Annotated in this window: 13 protein-coding genes; 4 read left to right on the plus strand and 9 right to left on the minus strand. The window is 73.3% G+C overall.

Annotated features, from left to right (window positions below; translation table 11 throughout):
- Window positions 1–75: 75 nt before the first annotated feature.
- From ACFYRY_RS34335 to ACFYRY_RS34355, 5 genes are all read right to left on the minus strand, one after another.
- Window positions 76–3,207, minus strand: a complete 3,132-nt coding sequence (locus tag ACFYRY_RS34335) for an AAA family ATPase (protein WP_389154687.1) — start codon at window positions 3,205–3,207, stop codon at window positions 76–78.
- Window positions 3,204–4,367: an exonuclease SbcCD subunit D gene (locus ACFYRY_RS34340; protein WP_389154690.1), complete on the minus strand. Its 1,164-nt coding sequence runs from the start codon at window positions 4,365–4,367 to the stop codon at window positions 3,204–3,206. Before ACFYRY_RS34340 ends, ACFYRY_RS34335 begins: the two co-directional genes overlap by 4 nt.
- Window positions 4,368–4,528: 161 nt before the next feature.
- Window positions 4,529–5,155 carry a YigZ family protein gene (locus tag ACFYRY_RS34345; protein ID WP_389154693.1) on the minus strand — a complete coding sequence of 209 codons (627 nt, stop codon included), beginning with the start codon at window positions 5,153–5,155 and terminating at the stop codon, window positions 4,529–4,531.
- Between the two features lie 24 nt (window positions 5,156–5,179).
- The gene (locus tag ACFYRY_RS34350) at window positions 5,180–5,719 is read right to left on the minus strand and encodes a SixA phosphatase family protein (RefSeq protein WP_389154696.1); all 540 of its coding nucleotides are present in this window, start codon (window positions 5,717–5,719) and stop codon (window positions 5,180–5,182) included.
- On the minus strand, window positions 5,716–6,477 hold the full coding sequence (locus tag ACFYRY_RS34355; RefSeq protein WP_389154698.1) for a hypothetical protein: 762 nt from the start codon (window positions 6,475–6,477) through the stop codon (window positions 5,716–5,718). The genes ACFYRY_RS34350 and ACFYRY_RS34355 overlap by 4 nt, the downstream gene beginning before the upstream one ends.
- A gap of 170 nt (window positions 6,478–6,647) precedes the next feature.
- Between ACFYRY_RS34355 and ACFYRY_RS34360 the strand changes: the two genes are divergently transcribed.
- Window positions 6,648–7,055, plus strand: a complete 408-nt coding sequence (locus tag ACFYRY_RS34360; RefSeq protein WP_389154701.1) for a CoA-binding protein — start codon at window positions 6,648–6,650, stop codon at window positions 7,053–7,055.
- A 33-nt stretch (window positions 7,056–7,088) separates the two neighbouring features.
- Entirely contained in the window at window positions 7,089–8,309 is a 1,221-nt protein-coding gene (locus ACFYRY_RS34365) for a 4-hydroxybenzoate 3-monooxygenase (RefSeq protein ID WP_389154704.1), read from the plus strand.
- Window positions 8,310–8,328: 19 nt separating this feature from the next.
- On the opposite strand, the gene ACFYRY_RS34370 is transcribed toward ACFYRY_RS34365, so the two are convergent.
- Window positions 8,329–8,688 carry an ArsR/SmtB family transcription factor gene (locus ACFYRY_RS34370; RefSeq protein ID WP_389154707.1) on the minus strand — a complete coding sequence of 120 codons (360 nt, stop codon included), beginning with the start codon at window positions 8,686–8,688 and terminating at the stop codon, window positions 8,329–8,331.
- A 61-nt stretch (window positions 8,689–8,749) separates the two neighbouring features.
- Here ACFYRY_RS34370 and ACFYRY_RS34375 point away from each other — a divergent pair, with 61 nt between their 5' ends.
- Entirely contained in the window at window positions 8,750–9,874 is a 1,125-nt protein-coding gene (locus ACFYRY_RS34375; protein WP_389154710.1) for a cation diffusion facilitator family transporter, read from the plus strand.
- Window positions 9,875–10,057: 183 nt separating this feature from the next.
- Here ACFYRY_RS34375 and ACFYRY_RS34380 read toward each other — a convergent pair whose 3' ends face one another.
- Both ACFYRY_RS34380 and ACFYRY_RS34385 read right to left on the minus strand, forming a co-directional pair.
- The gene (locus ACFYRY_RS34380; RefSeq protein ID WP_389154713.1) at window positions 10,058–10,630 is read right to left on the minus strand and encodes a helix-turn-helix domain-containing protein; all 573 of its coding nucleotides are present in this window, start codon (window positions 10,628–10,630) and stop codon (window positions 10,058–10,060) included.
- Window positions 10,631–10,776: 146 nt separating this feature from the next.
- Window positions 10,777–11,541: an acyltransferase gene (locus tag ACFYRY_RS34385; protein ID WP_389154716.1), complete on the minus strand. Its 765-nt coding sequence runs from the start codon at window positions 11,539–11,541 to the stop codon at window positions 10,777–10,779.
- Window positions 11,542–11,650: 109 nt separating this feature from the next.
- On the opposite strand from ACFYRY_RS34385, the gene ACFYRY_RS34390 reads away from it, so the two are divergent.
- Window positions 11,651–12,178 (plus strand): gamma carbonic anhydrase family protein, encoded by a 528-nt coding sequence (locus ACFYRY_RS34390; protein WP_389154719.1) that lies wholly within the window; start codon window positions 11,651–11,653, stop codon window positions 12,176–12,178.
- A gap of 87 nt (window positions 12,179–12,265) precedes the next feature.
- Here ACFYRY_RS34390 and ACFYRY_RS34395 read toward each other — a convergent pair whose 3' ends face one another.
- Complete coding sequence (locus ACFYRY_RS34395; protein ID WP_389154896.1) at window positions 12,266–12,916, minus strand: DedA family protein; 651 nt, start codon at window positions 12,914–12,916, stop codon at window positions 12,266–12,268.
- Between the last annotated feature and the right edge of the window lie 28 nt (window positions 12,917–12,944).

A 12,944-nucleotide genomic window follows, 5' to 3' on the forward strand; every position in this document is an offset into this window, starting at 1 on the left:
TACACGGTCGCAAATTCCAGCGAACTCCGACCTCAGGACCTGTAGTTCCGCGCCCACCGAGCGGCTCGCCGAGCCTCAGACGCCCCGCTGCCGCAGCGTCGACCCGGCTCGTCCCTTCACGACCTCCAACTGCGCGTGGATGCGCCGCCGCAGATCCGGGACGTGACTGACGATGCCCACGCTGCGGTCACGTTCGCGCAGGGAGTCGAGGACGTCGAGGACCTCGTCGAGGGTCTGGTCGTCGAGGCTGCCGAAGCCCTCGTCGATGAAGAGGGTGTCCAGCCGCACCCCGCCGGCCTCGTCGGTGACGACGTCCGCGAGGCCCAGGGCGAGGGCGAGCGAGGCGAAGAAGGTCTCCCCGCCGGACAGCGTGGCCGTGTCCCGCTCACGTCCGGTCCAGGCGTCGACGACGTGCAGCCCGAGCCCGCTGCGGCCGCGGCCGGTGCGGTCGTCGGAGTGGACCAGGGTGTAGCGGCCCGAGGACATGCGCTGCAACCGTACGGTCGCGGCGGCGGCCACCTGTTCCAGCCGGGCCGCCAGCACATACGACTCCAGGCGCATCCTGCGGTCGTTGTCCGCCGAGGTGCCCGCGGCGAGGCCGGCGAGGCGGGCCACGCGCTCGTACTCCTCCCGCAGCGGGGCCAGCCGTCGCACGCCGGCGACGGCACGCGCGGAGAGCCGGTCCAGTTCGGTGCAGCGCCGGGCCGCCGCGTCGCGGCCGGAGGCGGCGTCCCGCAGCCGCTGGGCGGCGGTGGCCGCGGTCCGCTCCGCCCCGGTGAGGTCGGCGGACGGGCGCTGGGCGGCGGCCGCGGTGTCGGCCTCGGCGAGGACGGACCGTACGGCGGCCTCCTCCGACTGCCAGGCGTCCAGGCGTCGTTGGAGTTCACGGTGGGCCGTGTCGTCCAGCAGGGCCGCGGCCGCGGCCTGCGGGGTGTCGAAGCCGGACCGGAAGGCCGCGTCGGCGAGGCGGGCGTCGGCGTCCTTGAGGCGCTGGGCGGAGTCCTCGGCGGCCCGCGCGCACTCGGCGGCGTCGCCGAGCAGCGCGACCCCGCGCTCCAACTGCGCTGCCCGCGCGGCGACGCTTTCGGCGTTTCCACGCGCCTGGGCCAACTCGCCCTCCAGGGCGCTCTTCTCACGGTCCAGCCGCTCGCGATGTCCGACCCGCGCGGCGGCCCGCACGGCGGCCTGCTGCTGGGCGGCGGTGCGTTGTTCGTGCTCGCCCTCGGCCCGCCGCAGCTCCTCGCGCGCGGGGTGCAGCGCGGAGGCGTCCGCGCGCGCCCGCGCGTACTGGCGCTCCAACTCTTCTGCCTCTGCGGCGAGTTGATCCGTGGGTATGTCGCCGGCCTCGGCGGTCGCGGCGGCCAGGGCCTCCCGTGCGACGCCCAGGTGCCGTTGTTCCTTCGTGTGCAGCTCCTCTGCCTGCTGGTAGGCGGCCAGCGCCCGCTCCTCCGCCTCCCGGTCCACGTGCCCGGCGTCCTTGCGCGCGGGGGCGGGGTGTTCGGTGGCACCGCAGACGGCGCAGGGGTCGCCTTCCGACAGGTGCGCGGCGAGTTCGGCGGCGATGCCGTTCAGGCGTTGTTCCTTGACGTCGAGCCAGTGCGCCTTGGCCGTCAGCGCCCGCTCCTGGGTGTGGCGGGCCTGCTCGGCGGCCGTTTCCGTGTCGCCGGTCAGCTGGTCCCGCATCCGTGCGGCGCTCAGCCGCTTCTGTGCGGGCTCGCGCTGCACGGAGAGCTGTTCGGCCCGGGTCGCCGCCTCCTGCGCGGACTCGATACGGCTCCGCAGCGCGGTCCGGGTGGTCTCCCATTCGGCGAGCCAGGCCCGCGCGTCCTGCCGGACCTCCTCGTCGGCCCGCTCCTGCCGGTCCAGGTCGGCACGCTCGGCCACCAGGTCGGCCAGCCGTCGCTCGGCCCGGCGAGCCGACTCCAGGCCGCCCAGTTCCTCCGCGGCCCGCCGGGCGGCAGCGGCGAGTGAGACGGCACCGGCGTCGGCGAAAGCGGCCTGGGCCGTGAACGGCGCGTAGGCGTCGGCGGGGGCCTCCTCCGTCCCGGCGTCCGCTCCCTCCCCGAAGGCGCCGGCGCGCCGCAGGTCCGTCTCCAGGTCGCCGAGGACGTGGCCGGGGTCGCCGTCGAGGGCGTCACGCAGCAGGTCGCGCGCGTGTGCCTCCGCCGCCGCGGCCCGCCGGTGTTCACTGTCGGCCGCCTCGCGCAGCTCCAAGGCCGGCGCCACCATCTCCGCCTTGCGGCCCCGCTCCATCCGCGCCTGAGCCTCGCGGTAGGCGTCGGCGCCCCCCTCCAGGCGTGCGGCCCGCTCCCGCGCCTCGGCGTACCGGCTCTGGAGTCGGGCCAGTTCACGCACGTCGGAGAGGTCGCGGTCGGCCGCCGCCTGGGCGGACTCGGCGGCCGTGAGCCGGCAGTGGGCGACGGTGAGCTGCTCGCGGGCGGTGCTGCGGGCGACGGCCGCCGCGCTCAGCACGGCGTCGGCGAGGCCCGGTTCACCGGGCGTCAGTTCGGGCAGCTCCATGACGCTGCCGGCCGCCTGCTGCATGCGGTGGGCGTCGGCCAGCAACGCGGCGTCCCCGTCGCGTACCTGGGCCTCGGCCGCCCGCCTGCGCTCGGCGAGCCGTTTCTCGACCTCGGCGAAGCGCTGGGTGTCGAAGAGCCGTCCGAGCAGCCGGCCGCGGGCCTCCGCGTCGGCACGCAGGAAACGCGCGAAGTCGCCCTGCGGCAACAGCACCACCTGGCAGAACTGCTCCCGGCTCATACCGAGCAGTTGGGTGATCTCCTCGCCGATCTCCTGGTGGGAGCGGCTGAGGTCCTTCCAGACGCCGGCCGTCGCGTCGTACCCGCGAAGCCAGCTCTGGGCCTTGTCGACCGTGGTGCCCGGGCGGCCCTTCTTCTTCGGGCGTTCCCAGGGCGGCTGCCGGGTGACCTCCAACCGGCGCCCCGCGACGGTCAGTTCGAGACTGACTTCCGTGCGTACGCCCGCCGCGGCGTGGTCGCTGCGCAGGGCCATGCCCTGACCGCTCTGACGGGCCCCCGGCACCGATCCGTACAGCGCGTAGCACACCGCGTCGAGGACGGAGGTCTTCCCGGCCCCCGTCGGTCCGTGCAGGAGGAAGAGTCCGGCCGCCGACAGCGCGTCGAAGTCGACGGTCTGGGAGCCGCCGAAGGGGCCGAACGCGGTGATCTCCAGTCGGTGCAGCCTCACCGCGCCACCTCGCGCACCGTCGCGTCCGCGCGGACCGTGTCGAACGCGTCCCGCAGCACCACCTGTTCGCGCGCGTCGGGTCCGGCGCCGCGCACATGGGCCACGAAGTCCTCCGCGATCTGCTGGTCGCTGCGCCCGGCCAGCCGCCTGGCGTACGACACGGCCGGGTCGTCCGGCGCCCGCTCCGGGTCGAAGACGAGGCTGAGCGTGTGCGGGAAACGTTCGGCGAGCCGGGCCATGGGGTCGGCGGGCCGGACCGGGTCGGTGAGTGTCGCCTCGACCCACGCCTCCTCGTGCCGGGCGAGTCCCGGATCCGCGAGCAGGTCCTCCAGGGTGCCGCGGATGCGGGCCAGGGCGCGGGGCACCGGGCAGTCGACGCGTTCGGCGGTCACCGCGCCCTCGGCGTCCAGGTCGACGAGCCACATGCTCTTGCGGTGCTCGGACTCGGAGAAGGAGTACGGCAGCGGGGAGCCGGAGTAGCGCACCCGCTCGGTGATGGTCTGGCTGCCGTGCAGATGCCCGAGCGCCGTGTAGTCGACTCCGTCGAAGACGCCGGCGGGCACCGCGGCCACCCCTCCGACGGTGATGTCCCGTTCGCTGTCGCTGGCCTCGCCGCCGGTGACGAAGGCGTGCGCGAGGACGACGGAACGCGCGCCGGGCGCGCGGGTGGCGAGGTCGGCGCGGACACGCTCCATGGCGGCGGCGAGCACCGATTCGTGTCCGGCCCTGGCCACCGCGAACTCGTCCTTCACCAGGGCGGGTTCCAGATAGGGCAGGCCGTAGAAGGCCACGTCGCCGTGGGCGTCGGACAGCACCACCGGGATCCCGCACGCCGACGGCTCGGTGCGCAGGTGGATGCCGGCGCGGTCGATGAGGCCCGCGCCCACACCGAGACGGCGGGCCGAGTCGTGGTTGCCGGAGATCATGACCGTGGGCACGCCGAGGTCGGCGAGGCGGTGCAGGGCGTCGTCGAACAACTCGACCGCGGCCAGCGGCGGCACGGCCCGGTCGTACACGTCTCCCGACACGAGGACCGCGTCAACGCGCTGCTCCCGCACGGTGGTGACGACATGGCCGATGAACTCGGCCTGGGCGTCGAGCATGTTCACCCGGTGGAACGCCCGGCCCAGATGCCAGTCGGAAGTGTGCAGCAGCCTCATGATCCTCGAGACTAACGGCCGGGTCTGACAGCACGGGCGGTTACTCCCGTATCGACCCGTCATGACCCTTGCCCAGGACGACTGTCCTGCACCCTTTGTCAAGGGATCGACCACTACCGGCGCATGCCTCGGGAGCGGTCGCTGTGAAGGCACCCGCGCTTTCACGCGTCCCCGTACGCCTCTCCCCCCAGTTCGAACCCGGCCGTCCCGGCGGTGGCGTCGGCCAGCCAGGCCCGGAAGGCCGCCACGTCGGCGTCCGGCAGCCCGATCTCGATCGTGACCGCCTCTCCGTAGCGCACGTCCCGCACCTCACGTCCGGTGGCCCGCAGGTCGTTGTGCACCTTGCCCGCCCGCTGATGGTCGACGGTCACCGTGGCGAGCCGGAACCGGCGGCGGGTGAGGGTGCCGAGGGTGTCGAGCGCCTCGCCGACCGCTCCGCCGTACGCCCTGATGAGGCCGCCCGCACCGAGCTTGACGCCGCCGTAGTAGCGGGTGACGACGGCCACGACGTACCGCATGTCGCGGCGCAGCAGCATCTGGAGCATGGGGACGCCGGCGGTGCCGCCGGGTTCGCCGTCGTCGCTCGCCCGCTGGATCGCGGCGTCGGCGCCGATGACGTACGCGAAGCAGTTGTGGGTGGCGTCCGCGTGTTCCCTCCGCACGCCCGCGACGAAGTCCTGGGCCTCCTGCTCGGTGGCCGCCGGGGCCAGGGAGCACAGAAAACGGGAGCGGTTGACCTCGGTCTCGTGCACACCCGCGCGGGCGACGGTGCGGTACTCGTCCTGCATCGGGCCAGCCTAGGCGTACCCTCCTCAGCCGCCGCCCCGGGCCACGATCACCTTCGTCAGCAGGGCCGTCCCCGGGGTGAGGTCGTGCCAGTGCGTGCCGCGCCAGGCCAGCACGGCGATCGCCGAGGTCGGGAATTTCACGCCGACCTGGTCCAGCGTGTCGTCGAGGCCGTCCCCGGCGAGATCGAGGACCAGGTCCTCCAGTCCGGGGTTGTGCCCGACCAGCAGCAGCGTGCCGACCTCGGCGGGCGCGGACCGCACGGCGTCGAGCAGGTCGGGTACGTCGGCCGCGTACACCTCCGGCTCGAACCGGACCGGCGGCGGTGTGTCCCACTGCGCGCAGGCCAGTTCCCAGGTCTGTCGGGCCCGTACGGCGGTGGAGCACAGGGCGAGATCGGGCAGCAGGCCCGCCTCGGCGAGCGCGCGGCCGGCGGCCGGGGCGTCCCGGCGGCCACGCGGCGCCAGGGGGCGTTCGTGGTCGGGTACGCCTTCGGGCCAGGCGGACTTGGCGTGCCGCAGCACGACCAGGTGACGCAGCGGGCCCGTACCCGCCGGGCCGGTCACGCCGCGGATCCCAGGTCGCGGGTGAGTTCGAGGCCGAGCAGCCGGTCGGCGTAGGCGAACGTCTCGAAGCGGGCACCCTCCGGCAGCTCGGAGGTCTCCACCCGGTGCAGGACCCGGAGCACACCGGGCATGTCCAGGTCGTTCTCCCAGGCGGCACGGAGCTGTCCGCGCACGTCCTCCGGGATGGCCCGTGACGGCTGCCTGGCCCAGTCGGCGACCGCGCGACGCCACCGTACGAGCGTGCCCCGCGCCTCGTCCAGGGCGTCCGCGTCGAGCCGCACCGGCAGGGTCCGGCGCCGGGTCAGCAGCGCCAGACGGACGACGGTGGGGTCGGTGTCCTCGGGGATCACGGTGGCCGCCGGGTCGGCGGGGGCGACCAGGACACGGACACCGCTCGGCAGCAGCTCCGGGTCGGGTTCCGTCCCGCTGCCCGCCGGGCCCTGAGTGGTCTCGCCCACCACACTGAGCACCTGCGCCTCGCCCGGACCGGTGCCGGACACCCAGCTGTCCTCGAAGGGCCGGATGCCGAGAGCCGCGGCCGCCGCCGTGAGTTCCGGCTGCTCCCCTCGACCGCCCAGCAGCGCCCAGACGGGTGTACCGCCCATTTCCAGGGCGCGGACGAGAACGTCGGCGACCAGCAGCACCCGCAGGGCGGTCGTGTCGTGGCCCACCGCGTGGGCCACGACCCGGGTCAGACCGCGGCGGGCGGGGGCGGCGTCGACGGGCTCGCCGGTTCGGGCGTCGATGATGCGCAGCACGGGCCGAGCGTAGGCGCGCGGGCCGCAGCGCGCCACCGTGCAACCGAACAGACGTTCAAACCAGGGACCGGTCGGATCGGGTCCGGGGAGCCGTCCCGGCCGGGAATCACACGGGACCGTGCGCTGTTGCCCCCTACACCAGTCCGCCCGCGAGTCCGAGGAGATTCACCGTGTACGGCGACGAGGCAACGGTCCGCAAGATTCTCACCGAGCTGGGTGACACCTGGGCCGTGGTGGGCCTGTCCTCGAACCGGCAGCGCGCCGCGTACGGCGTGGCCGAGGTGTTGCAGCGCTACGGCAAGCGTGTCGTCCCGGTCCACCCGAAGGCGGAGACCGTGCACGGCGAGCAGGGCTACGCCTCGCTCGCGGACATCCCCTTCGACGTGGACGTCGTCGACGTGTTCGTGAACAGCGAGCTCGCCGGGGCGGTCGCCGACGAGGCGGTGGCGAAGGGCGCCGACGCTCTGTGGTTCCAGCTCGGTGTCATCGACGAGGCCGCGTTCGAACGCACCCGGGAGGCCGGTCTGGACATGGTCATGGACCGCTGCCCCGCCATCGAGATTCCCCGCCTGGGCTGAGTCCCGCCCGCGGGCCGTCGACATAATGTCCGGGTGACGTCACCCACCCCCCGCCCCGACAGCGCCGGCCCTCGACACGTCCCGGTCGTCATCGTGGGCGCCGGCCCCGCCGGTCTCACCGTCGCCAACATCCTGCGGGCGGCCTCCGTCGACTGTCTCGTGCTGGAGACGGAGACGCGCGAGTTCATCGAGCGGCGGCCCCGGGCCGGGGTGCTGGAGGAGTGGGCGGTGCGCGGTCTTCAGCGACGCGGCCTCGCCGACACCCTGTTGGAGCGGGCGGACCTGCACACCGAGTGCGAGTTCCGGTTCGCGGGCGAGCGATTCCGCTTCTCCTACGTCGAATTGACGGGGCATCACCACTACGTCTATCCACAGCCGTTGCTGGTGACCGACCTGGTGCGCGCGTACGCGGACGAGCGGGGCGGGCAGATCCGGTTCGGTGTGCGGGACGTGCGGCTGCACGACCTGGACACGGACCGGCCCTCGGTGTCGTACCTCGACGCGGAGACAGGGCTGCGCGAGGAGGTCCGGTGCGACTTCGTCGCGGGCTGCGACGGGGCACGCGGGGTGACGCGGGGCGCCCTGCCCGACTCGGCGCGGATCTCCCGGCACGACTACGGCACGGGCTGGCTGGCGCTGCTGGCCGAGGCGCCGCCGTCCCACGACTGCGTCGTGTTCGGCATCCATCCGAACGGTTTCGCCGGGCACATGGCCCGCAGCCCCGAGGTGACGCGCTACTACCTGGAGTGCCCGCCGGGCGACGACCCGGAGAACTGGTCCCACGCGCGCGTCTGGTCCGAGCTCCAGGAGCGCCTCGCGGCGACGGACACCGGGCCGCTGACCGAGGGGCGGCTGATCGAGAAACGCGTTCTCGACATGCACAGTCACGTCGTGGAACCGATGGTGTTCGGCCGGCTCTTCCTCGCCGGTGACGCCGCCCACCTGACCGCGCCGATCGCGGCGAAGGGCATGAACCTCGCCCTGCACGACGCCTTCCTGCTCGGTGACGCGCTCGTCGGGTACCTCACGGAGGGCGAGGAGACCGGCCTGGACGGCTATTCGGAGGCGTGTCTGCGACGGGTGTGGGACTACCAGGAGTTCTCGCAGTGGCTGTCCGAGGTGTACCACGGCACCTCGTCGGGCGACGCGTACCGTGCGGGCACCACCTTCGCCCGGCTCCGGCGCCTGTTCACCTCCCCCGCCGCCGCGGCGGCCTTCGCCGAGCAGTACCTGGGCACGGCACCCGCCTACTGAGTCGCCTCCCGCGCGTGGGTCAGTCGTGCGGCGGCCGGTCCTTGATGCGGTGGTCGGCCACGTTCAGGGCCTCGTCCAGGAGACGGCGCAGATGGCCGTCGCGCAGCGCGTAGACCACCCGGCGCCCCTCCTTGCGGGTGTGGACCAGGCCGGCCAGCCGCAGCCGGGCCAGATGCTGGCTGACGGCGGGCCGCGCCGCCCCGCACGCCTCGGTGAGCGTCGTGACATCGGCCTCACCCGTGCTCAGGGCGTGCAGCAGGGTGAGCCGGGTGCGGTCGCCGAGCAGCGCCAGCAACTCCGCGGCCAGCGCGAACTGCTCCTCGCCCGGGGTACGCGGATGCGCATGGTGCGCAGGTGACAGGTGCATGCGTGCGCTCATACGCACATAATGGCAAGGTGGGCGTCCCGCGTCCACTCCCGCCCACCGGAAGGGGATCCACGTGAGCGACCGGCACGACCACGGACATGACCACGGACACCAGCACGGGCACGACCACGGACGCGCCCACTCGCACGCGCACGACCAGTCACGAGGACACGGCCACCCGCACCCGCACGACCGCGCGCCCTCCCGACTCTCCCGCCTTCGCCACCACCTGACCCACCTGCTCGCGCCCCACTCCCACGAGACCGCCGACAAAGTGGACTCCGCGCTGGAGTCCTCGGCCCGCGGTATGCGCGCCCTGTGGATCTCGCTGTCGGTGCTCGGCGTGACGGCCCTGGCGCAGGCGGCCGTGGTGGCCGTCTCCGGGTCGGTGGCGCTGCTCGGTGACACGGTGCACAACGCCGCGGACGCGTTGACCGCCGTACCGCTCGCCATCGCCTTCATGCTGGGCCGGCGGGCGGCGACCCGGCGCTTCACGTACGGCTACGGCCGGGCGGAGGACCTGGCGGGCATCGCGATCGTGCTGACGATCGCCGCGTCCGCGGCCTTCGCGGGCTGGATGGCGATCGACCGGCTGCTCGACCCGCGCCCCCTCACGCACCTCCCGGCGGTCGCGGTGGCCGCGCTGGTCGGCTTCGCGGGCAACGAGTGGGTGGCCCGCTACCGGATCCGGGTCGGCCGTTCCATCGGCTCGGCCGCCTTGATCGCCGACGGGCTGCACGCCCGCACGGACGGGTTCACGTCCCTGGCCGTGCTGGTGGGTGCCGGTGGCTCCGCCCTGGGCTGGCGACTGGCCGACCCGATCGTGGGGTTGGCGATCACCGCCGCGATCGCGCTGGTCCTGCGGGACGCGGCGCGCGAGGTGTTCCGGCGGGTCCTGGACGCCGTCGATCCGGCCCTGGTGGACCGGGCCGAGCGGGCCGTACGGGAGGTCGAAGGGGTGCGCGAGGTGGGCGAGTTGCGGCTGCGCTGGATCGGGCACCGGCTGCGTGCCGAGGTGGCGATCGTGGTGGACGGCGATACGACGGTACGTCAGGCGCACGCCGTCGCCGTCGACGCCGAGCACGCCCTGCTGCACGCGATGCCACGGCTCACGGCCGCGCTGGTGCACGCCGATCCGGCGCCGGTGGCGGGGGAGACGGATCCGCATCTGCCGCTGGCGCACCACGCCACGGCCTGACCTGAGAGGTCAGGCGACCACCAGCCCTTCCACCACCAACGCGCCCGGCAGGTGGGCGAACGCCTTTCCCGGGAACGGACGACGCCGTTGACGTCGACCCGGGTGGTGGACAGCACGACACACGCGGCGAGGGCCCTTGGGTGCGTCCATGACGGCACGCTGACAGTGCCGTCCTGGGCTGGTTCAGCGCACGGGCGGGACCGAGACGGCCAGGACCATCTCCATCGGGACGTCGCCCTGGTTGCCGTAGGTGTGCGGGGTGTTGGCCTCGAAGGTGGCGCTCGCGCCCGTCGGGACGCGGTGCTCCACTCCGTCGACGGTCAGCGTCAGGTCGCCCGCCGTGACGTGGACCAGTTCGACGGTGCCGGTGGGGTGCGGGTCCGACTGGCTGCTCTCTCCGGGCATCAGCCGCCAGTCCCACAGTTCCAGCGGGCCCGGGGCCTCGGTGCCCGCGAGCAGCCGGTTGTAGCTGCCGGCGTCGGTGGACCAGAGCCGTACCGCCCGGTCGGCGGGGACCACGCGGACCTTGGGGCCCTGCTCGTAGTCGAGCAGGGTGGTGATGCTGACGCCGAGCGCGTCACCGATCTTCACGACGGTGCCGAGGCTCGGGTTGGTCCGGGCCTGCTCGATCTGGATGAGCATGCCGCGACTGACTCCGGCCCGGGCGGCGAGCACGTCCAGGGTGAAGCCACGCACCGAGCGCCAGTGCTTGACGGTGCGCGCCAAGGACTGGGTCAGCAGGTCGAGGTCCGACACATTCCGTCCAAGATGATGAATGACAGAGTCTCTTGCAAGGTACTGCGATGTGGTGCACCAGATCGTGCACCGAACTGTACTGCGAGGCGCCCCCTGGCAGCGCACGCTGCCGCCGTCGGCGGACCGGGCCCGGGTCCGGACGGCCGCTACGCCTCCGCGTCCAGCTCCGCGAGCCGGGCCACGTCCGTCTCGTCCAGCTCGGCGAGCGCCAGCAGCTGCTCGGGGGTGACGCCCGCGGGGATCGGCACCGGGGGCGGTGTCCGCAGCGGCGGCTGCCAACCGTCGGCGGGGGTCCAGCGCCGCACCACCCGCGCCGGGGCGCCCGCCACCACGGCGTGGTCGGGCACCGCACCGCGCACCACGGCACCGGCCGCCACCACGACGTTCCGCCCGATCCGTGCGCCCGGCAGGATCACCGCACCGGTTCCGATCCAGCAGCCCGGCCCGATCTCGACCGACTCCATCCGCGGCCACTGCTTGCCGATGGGCTCCTGGGGATCGTCGTAGGAGTGGTTGGTGGAGGTGACGTAGACGTACGGACCGAAGTAGCAGTCGCTGCCGATGGTGACCGTCGTGTCCGCGATGACATGGCTGCCCCGGCCGAGGACGACCCCGTCCCCTATGCGCAGGATCGGGTCCGGGCCCAGGTCGAGGTCGGGCATCATCCCGGCGGTGAGGGTGACCTGTTCGCCGACGATGCAGTGGGCGCCCAACTGGATCCAGGGTTCCCCGAAAACCGTGCCGAGGGGGAAGGCGAGCCGGGTGCCCGTACCGAGGGCACCGAAGCGGAAGCGGCCCGGGCGCTCGGCGGTGACGGAGCCGGTGCGCTGCACCCAGGCCCACCCGGTGTGCACGGCCCGCTGCACGGCACGACGGCGCCATGATGAGAACGTGTTCTTGCGCTTCGGCACCCGCTCACCGTACTCAGCGTGACGTACGCGCAGGACGTCGAGGGGCTGTGATCTTCGCCCCACCGGGTGGGCTACGGTGCCCCCGGACGGCGACGACGAGGAGAAAGCTATGGCGCACAAGGCGTTGATCACGGGCATCGGCGGCCGGGAACCGAAGATCCACGAGGAGTCGTTCGTGGCCCCCACGGCCTCCGTGATCGGGGACGTGACACTGGAGGCGGGCGCGAGCGTCTGGTACGGCGCGGTGGTGCGCGGCGACGTCGAGCGGATCTCCGTCGGAGCACGGAGCAACGTCCAGGACAATTGCACGCTGCACGCCGACCCCGGTTTCCCGGTGAGCATCGGCGAGCGGGTCTCGGTCGGTCACAATGCCGTGGTCCACGGGGCGACGGTCGGGGACGACTGTCTGATCGGGATGGGCGCGACCGTGCTCAACGGCGCTGTGATCGGGGCGGGTTCGCTGGTCGCGGCGCAGGCGCTGGTACCGCAGGGGATGGAGGTGCCGCCGGGGTCACTGGTGGCCGGCGTCCCGGCGAAGGTACGGCGTGAGCTGTCGGAGGAGGAGCGCCAGGGCGTCACCCTGAACGGAACGCTGTACGCGGACCTGGCGAAGGCGCACCGGGAAATCCACGAGTAGTCCGGTCCGCCCGAGGCGCGCGGCGGTGTCGACGCGCCGCTTCGCCCCGCGGGCGCGACCAGCCACAAGCGGCGGCCCACCCCGGCATCAGTCGGCGGCGGGCACCGTCTCCACCTCGGCGTCCCGCGGACCGGCCTGCACCTTCGCGGCCCTGCGCTTGAGCACCAGCATCGATGTGAGCCCCACCAGCACCGCGGCCACCAGGCCCAGCCACGAGAACCGCTTCAGCCACGACTCCGCGACGATCCCGACGTAGTAGATGACGGCGGTCGTGCCGCCCGCCCACAGCACGCCGCCGAGCACGTTGGCGATCAGGAACTTCCAGTACGGCATCCGCAGCACGCCCGCCAGCGGTCCCGCGAAGATCCGCAGCAGGGCGACGAAACGGCCGAAGAAGACGGCCCACATGCCCCACTTCTCGAAGGACCGCTCGGCGGTGGCGATGTGCCCCTCGCTGAAGTGCTTGGGGAACTTCTTGCCGAGCCAGGCCAGCAGCGGACGTCCGCCCCGGCGGCCGATGGCGTAGCCGATGGAGTCGCCGATGACCGCGCCGAGGCTGGCGCAGGCACCGAGGATCACCGGGTCGATGCCGGCGTGCTGTGAGGACATCAGCGCGGCGGACACCAGGATGATCTCGCCGGGGAGCGGGATGCCCAGGCTCTCCAGGCCGATGACCAGTCCCACGAGGGCGTAGACGGCTGCCGCGGGCACCGTGTCGAGCCAGTCCTGGACGTGCAACGCCGGTTCCTCCCCAATCGCGTCCTGC

Source organism: Streptomyces sp. NPDC005263 (assembly GCF_042872365.1).
In the GTDB taxonomy this organism is placed as follows: domain Bacteria; phylum Actinomycetota; class Actinomycetes; order Streptomycetales; family Streptomycetaceae; genus Streptomyces.

What these genes read in the sequence shown, in the direction of transcription:
- ACFYRY_RS34340 (WP_389154690.1), bottom strand. Translation starts at nt 4,367, where the DNA reads ATGAGGCTGCTGCACACTTCCGACTGGCATCTGGGCCGGGCGTTCCAC.
- ACFYRY_RS34345 (WP_389154693.1), bottom strand. Translation starts at nt 5,155, where the DNA reads ATGCAGGACGAGTACCGCACCGTCGCCCGCGCGGGTGTGCACGAGACC.
- ACFYRY_RS34370 (WP_389154707.1), bottom strand. Translation starts at nt 8,688, where the DNA reads ATGAGCGCACGCATGCACCTGTCACCTGCGCACCATGCGCATCCGCGT.
- ACFYRY_RS34390 (WP_389154719.1), top strand. Translation starts at nt 11,651, where the DNA reads ATGGCGCACAAGGCGTTGATCACGGGCATCGGCGGCCGGGAACCGAAG.